We start from the raw sequence: 19987 nt of genomic DNA, 5'->3' as shown, positions 1-19987 counted from the left end.
GCCAGCGCTTTGCCGGTCATGGGCCTGTCGCTATACTGCGCGTCAACTTCACGGACCAAGAGCCGAGCGCAAGTGAACCGGCCCACGCCAGTAAAAACCGATAACTTCTTCCTGCTGATCTTCCGGGCACTGCGCCACCGCCGTGTACCGATCGCATTACGCATCGCCAGCCATAACGTGATCCTGGTCGCCCTGGCCCTGGTGATCTACGCCTGCGTGATGGGTTTGCAGTTCAAGCAGGCCATGCACGAGCAGGCCGACGCCCTCGGCGAGAGCCTGACCACCCAGACCGCCACCTCGGCGACTGAGTTGTTGGTGTCCAACGACATCCTCAGCCTCAATGTATTGCTCAACAACCTGACCAAGAACCCGCTGGTGGCCCACGCCGCCATTTATAGCGTGGACAACCGGATCATGGCCGAAGCCGGGCAGCGCCCGAAAAACGGCCTGCTGGGCGAAGCCGAGGGCCTGTATCAGAGCAATATCACGTTTCAGGATGTAAAAGCCGGCCAATTGCGCATCAGCCTGGACATGCAGCAATTCCAGCAGCCGATGACCATCAGCCTGCAGAGCATGGGCATCTTGAGCGCGATCCTGCTGGCCCTCGCCCTGGCGTTGAGCCTGCGCCTGGGACGGCATATTTCCACGCCGTTGATGCAACTGCGCATCTGGCTGCGCGATATCGACGAACACACCCCGGCCACCGACCGCCAGGACGAAATCGGCGACCTGGCGCGCCAGCTGCATGCCAGCTTCGCCCCGGAGCCGACCGTGCCTGAAGTCGAACCCGAACCCGAGTACGACGACGCCGACTACACCGACGAGCCTGAGTTTGAAGTACGCGACCTGCGCGACCCAGGCTTTGACGAAAGCGCTCCGGTGGCGGGCTTGAAGCCTGCGCCGCGACATGTAATCAAGGCCGAAGAAGACGAGCTTGACGACGAAGACCCGTTCGCCGACCTGCGCGATACCGCCGAGGCCGCGCCCGTCGTGGCGCCGAAGCCGCTTCCCGCCAAAAGCAGCGAACCTCAGTACAGCGCCGTACTCGCCGTGCAACTGGGTGCCCAGGACCAACTGCGCCGCTTGCCCCGCGCTCGCTTGACGGAACTGCTGGAACGCTACCGCGACTGTCTCGACCAGGCCGCTTCGCTTTACCAGAGCGAACTGCACACCCTGAACGACGGCAGCACGCTGATGCTGTTCCACAGCGAAGACAGCGGCGAGGACTACCTGACCAACGCCATCTGCTGCGGCGAATTGCTGCGCGCCCTGGGTCATGCCCTGCAGATCGAAGTCGCGGACAGCGGCATCACGTTGCAACTGCAGCTGGGTTTGACAGTGGGTGATGACCTGTTCGGCATCAGCCAGATCGACCTGCTGCTGACCGAGATCGCCCAGGATGCCTTGGCCTTGTCGCAACACAGCCGCAACCTGCTGCTGGTGGAGCGCAAGATCAGTGAAGACACGTTGATCCGCCAACGCGCACGCATCCGCCCGATTGCCAGCCCTGAGGGCGCCAGCTGTGTGGAGCGCTTGATGGAACCTTATCCCTCAATGCTGGAACGGCAGCTGGCGCGGATGCATGAGACGCGCACAAAGACATAAGGCACGCAATTGCTCCCTGTGGGAAGGGGCTTGCCCCCGATAGCGGAGTATCAGTCAGCACATCACTCACTGAACCACCGCCATCGGGGGCAAGCCCCCTCCCACATTTGACTGCGCCATGGCTTCTATTTTCAGATACAAAAAGGCCCGCTTACTCAGCGTAATGCTGTTCACTTAAGCGGAGCAGCATTGCGATCCACTGGAAATCGGGTTTTTGAGATCTTCACCGTCCTCGGCCTTGCAGGTCTGGGGCGGTGATCCAGAAACAAGCTGCCGATACCCTTCCTTAGTTCGGCCAAGCGTCTGCCTGTGGCTGATACCGGATTGGCTGCCGCCATCACGATCAACTGCACGGCGATATACTGGCAAACGGGCTTAAAGCGTATGTCCGACGGAGCTCGACCAAACGCTACCGCTGCTTGACCGGCCTCCCGGCGAATCACGTTGTAAGCGAGTAAAAGCCCCCAGACCTCCTGATAGACCAAGTCGATTTTTTTACTGCGCAAGGTCACGGCATTCTGCTGCATAGAGCTTTTGATATCCCTAAAGCCCAATTCGATTTCCCAGCGTTCCTGATAAAGTTTGGCAACGACCTTGGTGCTGTAGGTGTTGGCTGGTAACGACGTCATGACAGTTTTTAATCTGCCTTGGATTTCATAGCTGACTTCGCGGGCTTCCCAGTGGGTGCCAAGAGCCGGATTTCTCTTTCTGGCTTGCGGTGAGACCTTCATGCGCACCAAGCGGTCGTGCTCGCCGTAACGGATCACTTCTTCACAGACCATGCCTTTTTTGGCGGGAATCAACCAATGACGGTGGGTTCCGGTGTTACTCAGGCTCAACAGCATTTCTGCGCCCCAAAATCCTTTATCGAATAGCGTCACGGAGTGGTCGGGGACTTGCTGCAAAAACTCGTCGGCCAAGCGCATTTCACTGCGCCGGTAAGGCCCTAATTGTGCATCCAGGATTAAGTGCGAACGCACGTTCATCAGCGCTACCAAGCGCATCATGGGGAAGGGAGTCTGACGATCACTGGGCGTATTTCCTGACCCGAAATGATCTCGAAGCTCGGGTGTGTCCGGCGTGCGCAAGAGCGCACCGTCCACCGCGAAGACCTGCAAACCGTGCCAGTCGTCCTCGTCGTAGCGCTCCAAGCCCCATTGAGTGCCGGTTTTACGGAATAACCACTCAACGGGATCGGCCCCTAGTCGCTTGCGGGCTTCAGTGACGCCGCTTCGGGCCAACAAGTGGTCGGAGGCGAGGCCTTGAGCGCAAATGTTCAACCGTCTAGCGACCTCATGGACAGGCTCATCACGAAACAACGCCATGCCAAGCACCAACCAAAGCACCTGATCGGCGGGCAAGCGACGCCGACGAATAGTGGCCTGACTGGATAGATCCAGCGCAGACGCAACCCATTCAATGGGGATGTTCTGGGTGAAAGTGCTTAGGTCGCAGAAGTTGAAAAGGTCGCCGAGGTCGAGCAGGTCCTGTTGAACAGACATAAAAAAATCCGATGCCAGAGGTCTGGCATCGGATTTTCTAGGAAGCCCCGCTTTAGCTCAAATGCTTAAGTGAACAGCATTACGCTTACTCAGCGGGCCTTTTGTTTGTCTGCCATTCAGATCAAAACCTGAACACTTCCAAATCCGTACGAATCGGTGTCGCCATTGGCATCTTGGGTTTTCCCGGTGTGGCCGGCTTGGCCTGTGCCGGCGCCTGCTTGCGCGGGGCCTCGGCAATTGGCGGCTGGTTGGCCAGCGGCTTGAGCGCTACCGACAACTGTTGCGCCAAGTGCTGCAACAATACGCCCTGGGCTTGGACCTGGGACGCCGTGGTGCCGGTATGTTCTTCCTGCAGGTGCACGATACGGTTGTCCCGCACCTGGCCGCGACGGTCGATCAGGCGCCACTGTGCATCCAGGATCGCCGGTTGCGAGGTACCGGAGTCAAGCCGCGTGATCGTCAGCAGCACCTGCACATCCGGGGTAAACCCGGATGGCCCCGGCGCCAGCACCACACGCTGGCTGTCCAGCTGACCGGCCACCTGACGCAACATCAATTGATTGATATCGGAGGACAGGCTGCCCGCCCAGCGACCATCGGTGGAACCTTGCAGGCTGCCGTCGTTCTGACGTTGCAGCAGGGTTTCGCGTTGCAGGTAATCGGCAACGATTACCGGCCCCAGCAGAACGGCCATGCCGGCGGTTTGTGCTGGCTGAGCCGGACTTCCGCTGTCCAGCTGGTACAGCGACACCGGCTGGTGCGTGCTGCAACCCGCCAGCCCTAACAGGCCAGCGAGCATCAAAAATAGAGGAAGGCGTGGAGCAGTCATCATCCCATCCAGGTGGCTGCCGCACGGCGAACCACAATGTAATACTAAAAATAACCTAAATACGCTCGGCCACGCCGGCGCTGGAAAGGCCATATCATCCGTGAATATGCGCCATGACTCCAGCGCCAAAGCGTCGATCTACGCGTTAAATCGTAGATCGAGGCCTCTAGTACGCCTTAAGCAGGCGTTTCTACCAACAAAGCATCCACTCTCTGGAAGCCGCGAGGCAGTTTGTTACCGCGTCGACCGCGCTCCCCCTTGTAGTGTTCAAGGTCGTCAGGGCGCAATGACAACGTGCGCTTGCCGGCCTGGAGCACCAGGGTTGAGCCTTCCGGGATGACGGCGATGTCGGACACGTACTCTTCGCGACTGGCCACCCGCTCTCCAGGGATACCGATGATCTTGTTGCCCTTGCCCTTGCCCAACTGCGGCAGGTCGCTGATCTTGAACACCAGCAAACGCCCTTCGGTGGTCACCGAGGCCAGCCAGTTATGCTCGCGATCCTCCACCGGTCGCGGCAGGATCACCTTGGCGTTGTTCGGCAGACTCAACAACGCCTTGCCCGCCTTGTTCTTGGCCTGCAGGTCTTCACCCTTGACCACGAAACCATAGCCGGCGTCGGACGCGATGACGTACAGCGAATCATCGTCCGGCAACAGCACGCACTCGAAATTCGCTCCCGGCGGCGGCGTGAGGCGCCCGGTCAGCGGCTCGCCCTGCCCGCGTGCTGAGGGCAGGGTGTGGGCCGGCACCGAATAACTGCGCCCGGTCGAGTCGATAAACACCGCAAATTGGTTGGAACGCCCAGCCGCCGCAGTCTTGAAGCCATCACCGGCCTTGTACGACAGGCCGGTGGCATCAATATCATGCCCTTTGGCGGAACGAACCCAACCCTTTTCCGACAGAACGACGGTAATTTTCTCGTTAGGCAACAGCTCGGTTTCTGTCAGAGCTTTCGCTTCTGCGCGCTCGACAATCGGCGAGCGGCGCTCATCGCCGTAGGTTTCGGCGTCTTTGATCAGTTCACTGCGCACCAGCTTCTTGAGCTTGGCTTCGCTGCCCAACAGCGCCTGCAGCTTGGCTTGCTCCTTGAGCAGCGCGTCCTGCTCGTCGCGCAGCTTCATTTCTTCCAGGCGTGCCAACTGGCGCAAGCGGGTGTCGAGGATGTAGTCAGCCTGGATTTCGCTCAGCTCGAAGCGCGCGATCAGCTCGGCCTTCGGGTGCTCGGCGGTACGGATGATATGGATCACTTCATCCAGGTTGAGGTAGGCAATCAGCAAGCCGTCCAACAGGTGCAAGCGGCGCTCGACCTTGTCCAGGCGAAATTGCAGGCGGCGGCGCACGGTCTGCACGCGGAACTCCAGCCATTCCACCAGCAAATTGCGCAGGTTCTTGAGCTGTGGCTTGCCGTCCAGGCCGATGATGTTGACGTTGACCCGGTAGCTGGACTCAAGGTCGGTGCTGGCAAACAAATGCTGCATCAGCACTTCATGATCAACCCGGCTATTGGTCGGGATGATCACGATGCGGCAAGGGTTTTCGTGGTCGGACTCATCCCGCAGGTCGGCGACTTGCGGCAATTTCGACGGTTTTGCCTGCATCAACGCGGCAATCTGCTCCAGCACCTTGGCGCCGGATACCTGATGCGGCAACGCGGTGACAATAATGTCGCCGTCTTCGACGTGGTACACCGCGCGCATGCGCACCGAGCCCTTGCCGGTTTCGTACATCTTCAGCAGGTCGGCGCGCGGCGTGATGATTTCCGCCTCGGTCGGGTAGTCCGGACCCTGGATATGCTCACACAGCTGCTCGACCGTGGCTTTTGGCTCATCCAACAGGCGCACGCAGGCCGTGGCGACTTCGCGCAGGTTGTGCGGCGGCACGTCGGTGGCCATGCCGACCGCGATGCCGGTGGTGCCATTGAGCAGGATGTTCGGCAAACGTGCCGGCAATACCAGGGGTTCGTCGAGGGTGCCGTCAAAGTTCGGCCCCCAGTTCGCGGTGCCCTGGCCCAGTTCGCTAAGCAATACTTCCGAGTAGCGCGACAGGCGCGCCTCGGTATAACGCATGGCGGCGAAGGACTTGGGATCATCCGGCGCCCCCCAGTTACCCTGGCCATCGACCAGGGTGTAGCGGTAGCTGAACGGCTGGGCCATCAGCACCATGGCTTCATAGCACGCCGAATCGCCGTGGGGGTGGAACTTACCGAGCACGTCACCGACGGTACGCGCCGACTTCTTGTGCTTGGAGTCGGCGTCCAGGCCCAACTCACTCATGGCGTAGATAATGCGCCGTTGTACCGGCTTCAGGCCGTCGCCGATATGCGGCAGGGCACGGTCCATGATCACGTACATGGAGTAGTTGAGGTAGGCATTTTCGGTGAAGTCAGCCAGCGATCGGCGTTCTACGCCATCTAAGCTGTCTGCGAGGATGTCACTCATGCGGGCCTCATCATGGGGTAAGGCGCAACGGAATTGCCGCTGCGCTGATTCAATTCAAATTCGTGACGGCTCATGGCTGGGCACTCCAGCCACCGGCCGGGGCGGCGAAACGATAGACCACCGGGCGCTTTTCACCATCGGCACGCGCGCCGAAATTATTGTCGATGCCAATCCAGGCACCGTCGGCGTCCACCACCAGGGCTTCGGCCAGGCCGTAAGGCTGGGGGTAACGCCGCTCGGGCCTCAGGGTTTCGTCGGCAAACGACCAGCACAGCTCAACCTTGGCCGTCACCGTATCGCGCCGGCAAATCTGGAACGCATTACGCTCCAGGGTAAACAGCTTGCCGTTGAACAGCGCCAGGTCGGCGAAGTCCTTCGACACCGCCTTGGCGTTGGGGAACTGCGCCGGTTGCACTTCCAGGCCGGCCTCGCTCAACAACACGCAAGCACCGTCGCAATCCCACACGCTCTGCCCGCGCTTGATCGAGACCAGGCCTTGGCGCTCACGCTCGGCCGCCAGCCAGATCCGATCGCCCTGCGGGTTCACCGTCAGGCCCTCGAACAACGCATTGAAGTGCAGCAACATGCCACTGGCCCGAGCCTCGCGCACCATGCCTGGGGCAATTTTCAGCCACTCGGGTGCGCCTGCTACCGGCACCTGCAACACCGCCGCGTGGGCTTCGCTGACGATGTAGCGGTTGCCTGCGGCATCACAGCTGATGCCTTCGAAATCCAGGTCGCCACCGCGAACGAACGAAGCCGCCTTGGTGCGCGAGCGCAAACCCCACGGCAGGCCGGATCCGGGCACGGGGGGTACGTCGATCGCCACCACTTCGGCGGTCCAGGTCGGCGCGCGGGTGTCCAGGCGATAAATCTGCTCATCATCACGGTCCGAGACGGTCCACAATTGCTCGCCACACAGCGCCAGGCCCGACAGGTTCCCGCCGCGCATGCCGTCTACCGGATGTTCCGACACCAGCTTGAGCTCAGCCACGGGCGCGGCAACCACATCGGTGGTCGCCAACCCGCACACCATCAGGATCGCCAGGGCGACGCCTGTGCGCATCAGCCCAGAACCTCGGCCAGGTTGCCTTTGGATTCGAGCCAGGCTTTGCGATCCGGTGCGCGCTTTTTCGCCAGCAGCATGTCCATCATTTCCGACGTGCCGGCGAAGTCTTCCAGGGTCAACTGCACCAGGCGCCGGGTGTTCGGGTCCATGGTGGTTTCGCGCAGTTGCGGCGGGTTCATTTCACCCAGGCCCTTGAATCGCGTGACCTGTGGCTTGCCGCGTTTCTTCTCGGCCACCAGGCGGTCGAGAATGCCATCGCGCTCGGCTTCGTCCAGAGCGTAGAAAATCTCCTTGCCCAGGTCGATCCGGTAAAGCGGTGGCATGGCGACGTAGACGTGACCGGCATCCACCAACGGGCGGAAGTGCTGCACGAACAACGCACACAGCAGGGTTGCGATGTGCAGGCCGTCGGAGTCGGCGTCGGCGAGGATGCAGATCTTGCCGTAGCGCAACTGGCTGATGTCCGCCGCGCCCGGGTCGACGCCGATGGCCACGGCAATGTTGTGCACTTCCTGGCTGGCCAGGACTTCGCTGCCGTCGACTTCCCAGGTGTTGAGGATCTTGCCGCGCAACGGCAGGATCGCCTGGAATTCCTTGTCCCGCGCTTGCTTGGCGGAACCACCGGCGGAATCACCTTCCACCAGGAACAGCTCGGAACGCATCGGGTCCTGTCCGGCGCAGTCGGCCAGCTTGCCGGGCAATGCCGGGCCCTGGGTGATGCGCTTGCGCTCGACCTTCTTGCTGGCCTTTAGGCGACGGCCGGCGTTGTTGATCGCCAGTTCCGCCAGGGCCAGGCCCAACTCCGGGTGCTCGTTGAGCCACAGGCTGAAGGCATCCTTGACCACCCCGGAGACAAACGCCGCCGCCTCGCGGGACGACAGACGCTCCTTGGTCTGGCCGGAAAATTGCGGCTCCTGCATTTTCATCGACAGCACGAAGGCGATGCGCTCCCACACGTCTTCCGGCGCCAACTTCACGCCGCGTGGCAGCAGGCTGCGGTATTCACAGAATTCGCGCATGGCATCCAGCAGGCCCTGGCGCAAGCCATTGACGTGGGTGCCGCCCTGGGCGGTGGGGATCAGATTGACGTAGCTTTCCTGCACGCTGTCGCCGCCTTCGGGCAACCACAACAGCGCCCAGTCGACGGCTTCCTTGTTACCGGCCAGGCTGCCGCAGAAAGGCGCGTTGGGCAGCCGCTCGAAGTCGCTGACGGAGTCTTCCAGGTAGGAGCGCAGGCCGTCTTCGTAGTGCCACTCGACCTTCTCGCCCGTGCCTTTGTCTTCAAAGCTCACCAGCAGGCCCGGGCACAGCACGGCCTTGGCCTTGAGCACGTGCTTGAGGCGGCTGATGGAGAATTTCGGCGAATCGAAGTATTTCGGGTCCGGCGCGAAGTACACGCTGGTGCCGGTATTGCGCTTGCCAACGGTACCGATCACTTCCAGGTCGGTGGCTTTGTAGCCATCAGCGAAGGTCATCTGGTATTCGTTGCCATCGCGCTTGACCTTGACCCTGACCTGCGTGGACAGCGCGTTGACCACCGAAATACCCACGCCATGCAGGCCGCCGGAGAACTGGTAGTTCTTGTTGGAGAACTTGCCGCCGGCGTGCAGCTTGGTAAGGATCAGCTCGACGCCCGACACGCCCTCTTCGGGGTGGATGTCCACTGGCATGCCGCGACCGTCATCGGACACTTCCAGGGAGTGATCGGCGTGGAGAATGACCTGCACCGACTTGGCGTGGCCGGCCAGGGCTTCGTCAACGCTGTTGTCGATGACTTCCTGGGCGAGGTGGTTCGGCCGACTGGTGTCGGTGTACATGCCGGGGCGTTTGCGCACCGGGTCGAGGCCCGAGAGGACTTCGATGGCGTCGGCGTTATAAGAGCTAGCGCTGGGAGTGGCCATGGGGTCTCGTCGTGAGTCGTTCGATTAAAAAAGTGACCCGCGATTTTTACAGTGACGAAAAATCGAAGGATTGATACTGATCTGCGCCAATGCCGGCAAAGCTCAACAGTGCCGGCAATTGCTGGGCGAACCCTTGGTAACCATGGTCGCCACCGGCCTGGATGCGCAAGGCACAGGCCCGGTAATACTGCTGGGCCAGGCGATAATCCAGGGTTTCATCCCCGGTCTGCAACCACACCTGATAACGCGCGGCGTCTTGAGGAGCCGGCACTTCCAGCTCGGCCAATGCCGTGACGTGGTCGTGGGTCAGCTCCCAGGTTTCATCGGTGTAGAGGTTCTTCTGGGTGCCCAGGTAACCGTCAAACATCCGATGGGGGCTGACCGCCGGGTTGACCAGCAACGCCTTGAGGCCATGGCGCTCGGCAAGATGGGTTGCATAGTAGCCGCCGAGTGAGCTTCCCACCAGCAGTGGCCGACCCAGTTGCGCGATGGCTTCCTCCAATTGAGGAATCGCCTGACGCGGGTGGTGATGCAGGGCCGGTACACGCAACTGGTCGGCCAGGCCCAGGCTGTCCATCACGGTCATCAACTGGCTGGCCTTGTTGGACGCCGGTGCGCTGTTGAAACCGTGAATATACAAGATTGATGCGGACATGCCGGGCTCTCCATGCTTGCGCCAAAGAGGCGCAGTTTACAGGTAACAGCGGGGTCGTGGGTGCAGCCCATCGCCGCTGGCGTTACTATCCGTTCCACGACCCTTAAGCACCTGATCGGCTGCAAACTGCTCATTTTTTGATCAGCGCACCCTTTCTTCATTGCTTGTGGAATTCGCCGGTACTGGCGGCGCGTTAAATAGGTTGCCGAGCGGGAAAACAGCATGCAACTGGAATGGCTTGAGGACTTTATTGAACTGACCCGCACCCGCAGCCTGTCGCGCGCTGCGGAAAATCGGTGCGTCACGCACCCCGCGTTCGGGCGCCGTATCCGGGCGCTGGAAGAATGGGTCGGCACGCCATTGATCGAACGTACACAACCAGTGTCATTGACCCCTTGCGGCGTACTGTTTCTGGACGCCGCCACCCAATCGCTGGAACTGCTGACCGCCGTCAGAGCGCAATTCAAAGGCGGCCCCCTGAGCCGCGATGAACCCGTGCGTATCGCCACCGGGCGAACCCTGGCCTGTGACTTCTTCCCCGACTGGTACGAGTCGCTGTACCCGCAATTGGGCAGTTTTGCGGTGTCACTGCTCACCAGCGGTGCGCAAGAGGCCATCAGCCGGCTGTCGGCTGGCGAAGTCGATCTGCTGCTGAGCTTTTCCAGCCCGCTGACCCAGTCATTGATCGACCCGCAGCGTTTTGACTCTCGAGTGCTGGCAAAGGAGCAATTGCTACCGGTCAGTGCGCCGGACGCTCAGGGCCAACCGCGCCAGCAGATAGCCGCAAGCAGTAACGCCCTCTCTATTCCCTGGCTGGCCTTTTCACCTTCCCTTGCGCTGCGCGGCGTGCTGGCGCAGCACCTGGAGCGACTGCCACAGCGCCTGGCGTTGCGGATGGTTTACCAGGCCGATTCCTATGATGCGATTCTGGAAATGGCCAAGCGTGGCAAGGGCCTTGCATGGTTACCGCAGATGGTCGTCAGCGATGCGCTGGCGTCGGGCGAACTGCTGATTGCGGGCGGCGCCGAGTTTTGCGTCAGCTTCGACGTATCGCTGCATCGGTTACGCGATAACCAGAGCGAGATGGTGATGAAGATATGGGAAGCGTTGGCAGCGTTTGAAACGCTGCCGCCCCCCTCATGACCGCCCGTTTTTCCGCTTCACCACCGCTACCAGCCGCGACTGGCCTGGGCCGTGCCAAAACAGCTCAAATCTGTGCCAAATCAGCAATTGCCGCTACACCGCTATTGATTCACTTTCATCCGGGCTTTCACCCATAACAATTAACGCTTTCGATCTCGCCAGGCCGCGTAGCAGCTTGGGCGAATCCGAATGCCAAACGTGAAATACACCCGGGGCACACCCATGACCGCTCAATCACCCGCCTTACCCTCGGCAACGACCCCAGCCCGACGAGGCCCATGGAAGGAAATCATCGCTGCCAGTTTCGGCAATGCGCTGGAGTTCTATGATTTGTTGATCTACGGCTATTTTGCAGTCGTCATCGGCAAACAGTTTTTCCCCTCCGATAACGAAACCACCTCACTGTTGCTGGCTGTGGGCTCATTCGGCATTTCCTTTCTGATGCGTCCGCTGGGCGCCATTGTGCTGGGTTCCTATACCGACAAAGCCGGGCGAAAAGCCTCGCTGACACTGTCGATCATGATCATGTTGCTCGGCACCGCGATAATCACTTTCGCACCCACCTATGAACAGATTGGCTTGGCCGCGCCGCTGTTAATCATCGTTGCGCGCATGCTTCAAGGGTTCTCCACAGGCGGTGAGTTCGGCGCCGCGACGGCGTTTATGGTCGAACACGCAGACGCCAAGCGCCGGGGCTTCTTTGCCAGCTGGCAACTGTCCACCCAAGGGCTGGCAACCGTCCTGGCAGCGGGGGTCAGCGCGATCCTCAGTTATGTACTGTCGGATGTGCAGTTGAACGAATGGGGCTGGCGCGTCGCATTCGGTTTCGGCCTGCTGATCGGGCCGGTGGGCTATTACATTCGTACACAAATCGATGAAACCCCGGACTTCAAGAAAACGCTGGTCAGCAGCACGGCCAAAACCCCGCTGCGAGACGTCTTGATCAAGGAGCATGTCAGCCTGCTGCTGGCTATCGGTGTAGTGGCCGGTGCGACCGCATTCAATTATGTCCATAAGTTGTACATGCCGATCTACGCGTTCAAGCAACTGAACATCGCCGCCACGTCTTCTTACCTCGGGGCGCTGATGACGGGCGTTACGTTAATGCTGATGGCGCCGGTATTTGGCGGGCTTTCCGACCGCTACGGACGATACCGGGTACTGACCATTGCGCTGTTGATTACCGGGTTTTCGTCTTACCCGATGTTCGTGCTGCTCAACACCTTCCCCAGCGTCACCACACTGCTGATCGTGCAAGCCCTTGTTGGCTTGTTGATCGCAGCCTGCCTGGGGCCGATTCCAGCGATGCTTTCCGACATTTTTCCGACCAGCATTCGCGGCACGGGCCTGGCGCTGAGCTACAACTTTTCCGTCACCCTGTTTGGTGGTTTTGCGCCATTGATCGTGACCGCGTTGATCGAAGCCAGCGGCAGCAAGCTCGCACCGAGCTTTTACGTGATGGGGACCATCTTGATCAGTGTCGTGTCGATCGTCTGCCTCGGCCGGCGCATGCGCGGTACGCAACCTTCGGCCAGTTGAGCCGAGCACTTATGAAAGCCAGCTTCTCTTGATTGTCGTGCCTCATCTGGCGACACGTCTAAACGTTGGTCTGTCGGAGACAGAAATGAAAACCTTAGAGCAAGTGCGTGCATCCCTGAAGCCATACCCGATTGAAGTCGACTTCCCCGACCTCAGCCCATGGAAAAACGGTAATAGCGGGATTGACTACGTCTACAGCTTCGACAGCGGCGAACCAGGGCCGCATGTTTTGATCATGGCATTGACCCATGGGAATGAAGTCAGCGGAGCCATCGCGGTAGACGCCCTGTTACGCCGCGGTATCCGCCCGCGCAAGGGCCGCTTGTCACTGGCGTTCGGCAACGTTGAGGCCTATCAACGCTTCGACCCGCAAAACATCGACGCGTCCCGCTTCATCGACGAGGACATGAACCGTGTCTGGCTGCCATCCGCACTGGAAGGCGAGCGAGAGTCTGTCGAGTTGCGCCGCGCACGTGAACTGCGACCGCTGATCGACACTGTCGATTTGCTGCTCGATATCCATTCAATGCACGAAGAATCCCCCCCCTTGATGATGTGCGGGGCGTGCGCCAAAGGCCTGGCATTTGCCAAATCGTTGGGTGTACCGGCCACCGTCGTCGCCGACGCTGGCCACGCCAATGGACAACGCATGCGAGACTACGGCGGGTTTGGTGACGCCAAAAGCACCAAAAACGCGCTGCTCATCGAAACAGGTCAGCACTTTTCAAAAAAGAGCGAATACGTCGCCCTCGATATAGCCGCTCGTTTCCTGATGGCGACTGAAACCGTCGCCGAGGCCGACGTTTCGAAGTTTCTAAGCCGTGAACAGCCCGTTGCCCAGCACTGTTTGCAGGTCACCGATCCAGTGATCGCGCACAGCATGGACTTCAGTTTTACCGATGACTTCCGTGGCCTTAAACGGATCGCTCACGCGGGAACAGTGATCGCCAGAGACGCCGAACGCGAAATCCTCACGCCGTATGACAACTGCGTGCTGATCCAACCCTCGCTGCGGCACTTGGGGCAAGGCGTTACGGTGGTCAGGTTGGCGAAGGTGCTGGACCTATAGCCGCGCCGCGATGGTCAATAGCCGTTGCTGCCGTAGTCCACCTGGAACGCGAAGCCTTCGAGCCTTTCTACGCCGGTCTCCAACCATCCGTCGGCATGCAGGCGCAGCCAGCGATAGCCCGGCGCTTGCTCGCTGACCTTGAAGTCCTCACTGCCGGGTGCGAACTGGATGCACGTGGACGGCGAAGCCAGCAGACGTACACCGTTGCGCTCGCGGTCGATTTCCTGGTGCACATGGCCCCAGAGCACCGCCTTGACCTGCGGGAAGCGGTCGAGCACGGCAAACAACGCATCGGGGTTGCGCAGGCCAATCGGCTCCATCCAGGCACAGTCGATCGATACCGGGTGATGATGGAAGCACACCAGATGATGCCGGTTCGGCGCTTCGCTCAAGGCTTGGGCGAGTAATTGCAGTTGCTGGTCTTGCAGGTAGCCGGGCACGGAGCCGGGTACGGCGGAGTCCAGCAGGATGATGCGCCAGTTGCCGACATCGACCACCGGCTCCAGCAGGTCGCTGTGCACGGCAGCCTGGGCCATGACCTGCGGCTCATCGTGGTTGCCGGGAATCCAGCGCGCGGGAGCACCTATCGGCGCGGTCATATCGCGAAATTGCTGGTATGACGCCAATGTGCCGTCCTGGGAAAGATCCCCGGTGGCCAGCACCAGATCGATAGACGGCTGCTGTTCGCGGACCAATTCGATCACCCGCTGCAGGCTTTCGCGGGTATTCATACCCAGCAGCGTGCCGTCGGCCTCGGCAAACAGATGGCTGTCGGTCAGCTGCACCAGCAGCACAGCGTCAGGGTTCACGGCGGATACGCTCGGCAAGGCGCTCTCCCTAGCAATCACAGGAATAGATAGTTGGGGCAATTATGCTAGGGCAGGACACAAAGAGGAAACCTGGACAAACGGACACCGTTCACATCTATCGCACGACTTCGAACTCATGGCCCAAGGCCAGACAGTGGCTCAACCATTCGCCGAGGAACACATTGAGCTGTGCTTTCTCATCGGGCTGGTGCATGAACACATTCGGGTAAGGATAGATGCTGCGAAAGCGCCGTGCATGTTCGGCGCTGATCACTTCGGCCATGCGCGCATCGTGGTACACCTGCACTTCCAGCTGCGGCACCGGCAGCCACGGCAGGCTGTGTTCCTGGCGCACGCGCAGGATGGTGGTGTACGGGCAATTGACGATGACTTCCAGGGCCAGCACGCCGAGCATCTGGTCGCCGTGGGTCACGGCAATGCGCCGCGCCTCGGGCGCGTGGCGCATGTCGGGCAGCAGGCGCATCAGCCGCGCATAGTTGGCCTCGCACGCGGCTTGCAGCCCGATCAGGTCGACCCGATAACGTTCCCGTGCCTTTACTGCCATAACCCCCTCACTTCCGCGCGATTAAGCGCAAGCCATTGCAGGGCGATAATGCTGGCTGCGTTGGAAATCTTACCGTCGCGTACCGCCTGCAAGGCATCTTCGAATGCCCAGGTGGTGACGCGGATGTCTTCTGCCTCTTCTTCCAATCCATGGATACCACCCGCCTGGGAGCTGTCGCAACGGCCCAGGTACAAGTGGACAAATTCGGTGCTGCCGCCAGGCGAGGGGAAATACTTGGTGATCGGCCACAGCGCGGAGAACGTCAGCCCAGCTTCCTCCTCGGCTTCGCGGTGTGCAACCTCCTCCGGCTGCTCGTCCTTGTCGATCAGTCCGGCGACCATTTCCACCAGCCAGGGGTTGTCGGTGCGGCCCATGGCGCCCACGCGGAACTGCTCGATCAGCACCACTTCATCGCGCTGCGGATCGTAGGGCAGCACGCACACCGCGTCATGGCGCACGAAGACTTCACGATTGATCACGCGGCTCATGCCGCCGTCAAACTTCTCGTGGCGCAACTGCACGCGATCGAGCTGGTAGAAGCCCTTGTAGGCAGAGTCGCGCTGAACAATCTCGATTTTATTCGGCGTCGACTTCGTAAAATCCGTCATATTCTTCCTCGTCATAAGCCGTGCAATGGGCGCCATCCTAACGCGCCCATGCAGGTTGGCGCAGCCCCTTTCCGGTTGCCGGGATAGACGGCGGGCGTCAAACTCACTCTAATCAGTCTAGTGGCGAACTGGCGGCCTTGTTGGCAGTCCAAGCGCTACTCTTTTCGCTTTCCATCGATTTACGAAGGACACACATGTCGCTTTTAAAAATCGCCTCCGTGGCTTGTATTGCCTTGACCCTGGGTGCCTGCCAGAGCCTGTTCCAACCCAGCCAGCTCAAGCCGCTGGACGTTACCACCGACAAGTCGGAGCAAACCAAGCCCGGCTGCGGCAGCCCTGATTGCCCGCTGGTGAACATCGATACCGTGCATTTCCCCGCCGACCCGCAACTCGACAGCCTGGTGGAGCAGCGCTTGCTGCAAATGACCCGCACCAGCCCCGGCGCCAGCGTACCGGCAACCCTGAATGCCTACCGGGACAAGTTCCTGCGCGAATCCCCCGACCGCCACAGCATGTATTTGCAAGCCAAGGTACGCGAGCAGCATGACGCCCTGGTGATCGTCGAAGTCTCCAGCTACCTGGACACCGGCGTGGCCCACGGTGAGCCTGGCCGCGGGTTCATCAACTATTCACGTGTGCTGCATAAAGAGCTGGGCCTGGCCGACATGCTGTTGCCCGGCCAGGAGCAGGCCTTCTGGAATACGGCAAAAGTTGCCCATAACAGTTGGTTGATCAACACCAAGATGGACCGCGATCCGGAGTTCGTGAAGAACTGGCCGTTCCAGAAAACCCCGAATGTGGCCTTGACCAGTGGCGGCGTGGTGCTCAAGTACAACGTGAGCACCATTGCCCCTTATGCACAGGGGTTGATCGAAATCACCATCCCCTATGCGCGCCTGACCGGTGTGATCAAGCCTGAGCTGATGCCCGCGCGCCACTGACCGCCCGCCCCAGGATGAACTGCAGCAGCCCCGCCAGCAGCAATGCCGGCAGGGTTGCGCCGATATCCGGAGAAAGGTTGGCCAGCAGATGATAGGTAGCGATGCCGCCCAGCCAGGCCAACAGCGCCGGCCAGTGCAGCAGGGTCACCGCGCCCTGGCGCCGATGGCGCAGGATGAAGTGATCCACCAGTACCACGCCGAACAGTGGCGCAAATACTGAACCGATCAGCAACAGGAAGTTCTGGTATTGCGCCAAGGGCGCAAAGCAGGCGATCAGGGTGCAGATCACACCAATGGCCAACGCCAGGTGCTCGACCTTCAAGCGCAGCAGAATCCCGCTCGACACCGCTGCCGAGTGAATATCGGCAAACGCGTTTTCCGACTCGTCCAGCAGGATCAGCAACAGCGGAATACCCAGGCCGGCGCCGGCCAGGGCCAGCAGCAATGCATTGACCTCACCGCTTGGCGCAAATGCCAGGGTGTACGCCACCCCCAGGCTCATCAGCCAGAAGTTACCCACAAAGAACCCCAGCGCCGTGCCGCCGAACACGCTTTTAGCGCGCTTGCCGAAGCGTGAGTAGTCGGCAATCAACGGCAGCCAGGACAGCGGCATGGCGATGGCAATGTCGAAGCCCACCGCAAACGGCATCGAGCCATCACCGGCCTGGGCCCACAGCGCAGCGAGGTCGGCCTTGGCGAACAGGTTCCAGGTCAGCCACAGGCAGGCCGCAAGCAGCAGCCAGATACCCCATTTGCGCAGGACCTGGCGCACGAAGGTCAGCGGGCCGCTCACCGCCAGCAAGGTGGCGAGGCCGCCGAAGAACAGCGTCCACAGCAAGGGGCTCGCCAGCAGGTTACCTTCGCTGAACGCTCTTGTGCCCAACAGGCTGGCGGCATCGCGCATCACGATGATTTCGAACGAGCCCCAGCCAATCAATTGCAACAAGTTCAACAGCGCCGGCAGGCTGGCGCCCTTGGCACCGAGGCTGAGCTTGAGCGCGGCCATGGCGGACAAACCGGTGTCGCTGCCGATCACACCGACGGATGCCAGCAACAGCACGCCCACCAGGGTGCCAAGGAAGATGGCCAACAATGAGCCGGACAAACCCAGGCCCGGCGCCAACAGCGCGCCGGTTTGCAGGACCATCAGGCCGATGCCGAGGGAGAACCACAGGGAGAACAGGTCGCGGGCGCCGAAGACGCGCTTGTCGGTAGGCACCGCGATGTCGGGGGAGTAGGTACTCGGTTGAATGTTCAAGGGGGGCATCTCTGAGGGGCTGATCGTTCCCACGCTCTGCGTGGGAATGCCGCTTTGGACGCTCTGCGTCCGCCTTTGTGACGCGGAGCGTCACGGGATGCATTCCCACGCGGAGCGTGGGAATGATCATGGGTTTCAGACTTTTTTGTACAGCTGACTGCCTTCCTGCTTGAACCGCTCCGCCTGCTCGGCCAGGCCCTTGGCCACGTCCACATCCACCGCTTCAATGCGCTGGTTAGCCGCGTACTCACGCACTTCCTGGGTAATTTTCATCGAGCAGAATTTCGGACCGCACATCGAGCAGAAATGCGCGACCTTGGCCGAATCCTTCGGTAGGGTTTCGTCGTGATAGGAACGCGCGGTGTCCGGGTCCAGGCCGAGGTTGAACTGGTCTTCCCAGCGAAACTCGAAGCGTGCCTTGCTCAGCGCGTTGTCGCGTATCTGCGCACCCGGATGGCCCTTGGCAAGGTCGGCAGCATGCGCCGCGATCTTGTAGGTAATGATGCCGGTCTTCACGTCATCCTTGTTCGGCAAGCCCAGGTGTTCCTTGGGCGTGACGTAGCAGAGCATGGCGCAGCCGAACCAGCCGATCATTGCCGCGCCGATACCGGAGGTGATGTGGTCATAGCCTGGCGCAATATCGGTGGTCAGCGGCCCGAGGGTGTAGAACGGCGCTTCGTCGCAGCACTCGAGCTGCTTGTCCATGTTTTCCTTGATCAGCTGCATCGGCACGTGGCCCGGGCCTTCGATCATGGTTTGCACGTCGTGCTTCCAGGCGATCTTGGTCAGCTCGCCAAGGGTTTCCAGTTCACCGAATTGCGCGGCGTCGTTGGCGTCGGCAATCGAGCCAGGGCGCAGACCATCGCCGAGGGAGAAGCTGACGTCATAGGCCTTCATGATTTCGCAGATCTCATCGAAATGCGTGTAGGTGAAGTTCTCTTTGTGGTGGGCCAGGCACCACTTGGCCATGATCGAGCCGCCACGGGAAACAATGCCGGTGACGCGCTTGGCGGTCAGCGGGACATAGCGCAACAACACGCCGGCGTGGATGGTGAAGTAGTCGACGCCCTGCTCGGCCTGTTCGATCAAGGTGTCACGGAACAGCTCCCAGGTCAGGTCCTCGGCGGCGCCACCGACTTTTTCCAGGGCCTGGTAGATCGGCACCGTACCGATCGGCACCGGCGAGTTGCGAATGATCCACTCGCGGGTTTCATGGATGTGCTTGCCGGTGGACAGGTCCATCACCGTGTCCGAGCCCCAGCGAATACCCCAAGTCAGTTTCGCCACTTCTTCTTCAATGGACGAGCCCAGCGCGCTGTTGCCGATGTTGCCGTTGATCTTCACCAGGAAGTTACGGCCGATGATCATCGGTTCCAATTCGGTGTGGTTGATGTTGGCCGGGATGATCGCGCGACCACGGGCGATTTCTTCGCGCACAAATTCAGGGGTGATGATCTTCGGTACGCTGGCGCCGAAGCTGTGGCCGGCGTGCTGCTGGTCAAGCAAGCCACTGGCGCGGGCCTCTTCAAGCTTCATGTTTTCGCGGATGGCAACGTACTCCATCTCGGCGGTGATGATGCCTTTGCGCGCGTAGTGCATTTGCGTGACGTTGGCCCCGGCCTTGGCGCGGCGCGGGTTCTTTACATGGGCGAAACGCAGGGCGGTCAACTCGGCATCGCTCAGGCGCTGTTGACCGAAGTGCGAACTCAGGCCCGACAGGCGCTCGGTGTCGCCGCGAGATTCGATCCAGGGCGAGCGCACATCGCCCAAGCCTTTGCGCACGTCGATGATCACGTTGGGGTCGGTGTACGGACCGGAGGTGTCGTAGACCACCACGGGCGCGTTGATTTCGCCGCCGAAATCGGTGGGCGTCACATCCAGGCTGACCTCGCGCATCGGCACACGAATGTCCGGGCGCGTGCCTTGTACGTAGATCTTCTGCGAGCGGGTAAACGGCTGCACGGAGCCGGAGTCGACCTTGGCCGATTCACTCAAGTGAACGGTGTTTTTCAGTTTTGTACTTTTTATTTCTGTGCTCATCACGGGCTCTCCA

At 60.6% G+C, this 19987-nt stretch carries 16 protein-coding genes; 5 read left to right on the top strand and 11 right to left on the bottom strand.

Annotation, left to right across the window (positions count from 1 at the left end):
• Nucleotides 1–72: 72 nt before the first annotated feature.
• On the top strand, nucleotides 73–1605 hold the full coding sequence (locus tag C4J90_RS02605; RefSeq protein ID WP_124413681.1) for an AhpA/YtjB family protein: 1533 nt from the start codon (nucleotides 73–75) through the stop codon (nucleotides 1603–1605).
• Between the two features lie 170 nt (nucleotides 1606–1775).
• Here the strand turns inward: C4J90_RS02605 and C4J90_RS02600 are convergent, their stop codons facing one another.
• From C4J90_RS02600 to C4J90_RS02575, 6 genes are all read right to left on the bottom strand, one after another.
• On the bottom strand, nucleotides 1776–3107 hold the full coding sequence (locus tag C4J90_RS02600) for an IS4 family transposase (protein ID WP_124361991.1): 1332 nt from the start codon (nucleotides 3105–3107) through the stop codon (nucleotides 1776–1778).
• Nucleotides 3108–3228: 121 nt separating this feature from the next.
• Nucleotides 3229–3939 (bottom strand): membrane integrity-associated transporter subunit PqiC, encoded by a 711-nt coding sequence (locus tag C4J90_RS02595; protein WP_124419152.1) that lies wholly within the window; start codon nucleotides 3937–3939, stop codon nucleotides 3229–3231.
• Between the two features lie 173 nt (nucleotides 3940–4112).
• Nucleotides 4113–6377, bottom strand: a complete 2265-nt coding sequence (parC, locus tag C4J90_RS02590) for a DNA topoisomerase IV subunit A (RefSeq protein WP_124419151.1) — start codon at nucleotides 6375–6377, stop codon at nucleotides 4113–4115.
• Nucleotides 6378–6447: 70 nt separating this feature from the next.
• Nucleotides 6448–7443, bottom strand: a complete 996-nt coding sequence (locus C4J90_RS02585; RefSeq protein ID WP_124419150.1) for an esterase-like activity of phytase family protein — start codon at nucleotides 7441–7443, stop codon at nucleotides 6448–6450.
• On the bottom strand, nucleotides 7443–9347 hold the full coding sequence (gene parE / locus C4J90_RS02580) for a DNA topoisomerase IV subunit B (RefSeq protein ID WP_124361004.1): 1905 nt from the start codon (nucleotides 9345–9347) through the stop codon (nucleotides 7443–7445). Before parE ends, C4J90_RS02585 begins: the two co-directional genes overlap by 1 nt.
• A gap of 46 nt (nucleotides 9348–9393) precedes the next feature.
• A complete protein-coding gene (locus C4J90_RS02575; protein ID WP_124361003.1) occupies nucleotides 9394–10002 on the bottom strand; it encodes a YqiA/YcfP family alpha/beta fold hydrolase in 609 nt (202 codons plus the stop codon).
• 222 nt (nucleotides 10003–10224) lie between these two features.
• Between C4J90_RS02575 and C4J90_RS02570 the strand changes: the two genes are divergently transcribed.
• The 3 genes from C4J90_RS02570 (at nucleotide 10225) to C4J90_RS02560 (ending at nucleotide 13753) form a co-directional block, all read left to right on the top strand.
• Nucleotides 10225–11145, top strand: coding sequence for a LysR family transcriptional regulator (locus tag C4J90_RS02570; RefSeq protein ID WP_124413676.1), 921 nt, complete (start codon nucleotides 10225–10227; stop codon nucleotides 11143–11145).
• Nucleotides 11146–11367: 222 nt separating this feature from the next.
• On the top strand, nucleotides 11368–12684 hold the full coding sequence (locus C4J90_RS02565; protein ID WP_124361001.1) for an MFS transporter: 1317 nt from the start codon (nucleotides 11368–11370) through the stop codon (nucleotides 12682–12684).
• Nucleotides 12685–12769: 85 nt separating this feature from the next.
• On the top strand, nucleotides 12770–13753 hold the full coding sequence (locus C4J90_RS02560) for a M14 family metallopeptidase (protein ID WP_124419149.1): 984 nt from the start codon (nucleotides 12770–12772) through the stop codon (nucleotides 13751–13753).
• Nucleotides 13754–13767: 14 nt separating this feature from the next.
• On the opposite strand, the gene cpdA is transcribed toward C4J90_RS02560, so the two are convergent.
• The 3 genes from cpdA to C4J90_RS02545 all read right to left on the bottom strand — a co-directional run bounded on the left by cpdA (nucleotide 13768) and on the right by C4J90_RS02545 (nucleotide 15735).
• Nucleotides 13768–14580, bottom strand: a complete 813-nt coding sequence (gene cpdA, locus C4J90_RS02555) for a 3',5'-cyclic-AMP phosphodiesterase (RefSeq protein WP_124360999.1) — start codon at nucleotides 14578–14580, stop codon at nucleotides 13768–13770.
• A 97-nt stretch (nucleotides 14581–14677) separates the two neighbouring features.
• Nucleotides 14678–15127 (bottom strand): DUF1249 domain-containing protein, encoded by a 450-nt coding sequence (locus C4J90_RS02550; protein WP_124419148.1) that lies wholly within the window; start codon nucleotides 15125–15127, stop codon nucleotides 14678–14680.
• Nucleotides 15118–15735: an NUDIX domain-containing protein gene (locus C4J90_RS02545; RefSeq protein ID WP_124360997.1), complete on the bottom strand. Its 618-nt coding sequence runs from the start codon at nucleotides 15733–15735 to the stop codon at nucleotides 15118–15120. Before C4J90_RS02545 ends, C4J90_RS02550 begins: the two co-directional genes overlap by 10 nt.
• Nucleotides 15736–15929: 194 nt before the next feature.
• Between C4J90_RS02545 and C4J90_RS02540 the strand changes: the two genes are divergently transcribed.
• Nucleotides 15930–16676: an RsiV family protein gene (locus tag C4J90_RS02540; RefSeq protein ID WP_124360996.1), complete on the top strand. Its 747-nt coding sequence runs from the start codon at nucleotides 15930–15932 to the stop codon at nucleotides 16674–16676.
• Here the strand turns inward: C4J90_RS02540 and cytX are convergent.
• Nucleotides 16645–17934: a putative hydroxymethylpyrimidine transporter CytX gene (gene cytX / locus C4J90_RS02535; RefSeq protein WP_124419147.1), complete on the bottom strand. Its 1290-nt coding sequence runs from the start codon at nucleotides 17932–17934 to the stop codon at nucleotides 16645–16647. The genes C4J90_RS02540 and cytX overlap by 32 nt on opposite strands.
• A 135-nt stretch (nucleotides 17935–18069) precedes the next feature.
• Complete coding sequence (thiC, locus tag C4J90_RS02530; protein WP_124402873.1) at nucleotides 18070–19974, bottom strand: phosphomethylpyrimidine synthase ThiC; 1905 nt, start codon at nucleotides 19972–19974, stop codon at nucleotides 18070–18072.
• Nucleotides 19975–19987: the final 13 nt, after the last annotated feature.

It is taken from the genome of Pseudomonas sp. R2-60-08W, assembly GCF_003852335.1.
Taxonomy (GTDB): Bacteria; Pseudomonadota; Gammaproteobacteria; order Pseudomonadales; family Pseudomonadaceae; genus Aquipseudomonas.
Note: the sequence above shows the minus strand (reverse complement) of the source record. Positions and strands in the feature narration are given on the sequence as shown.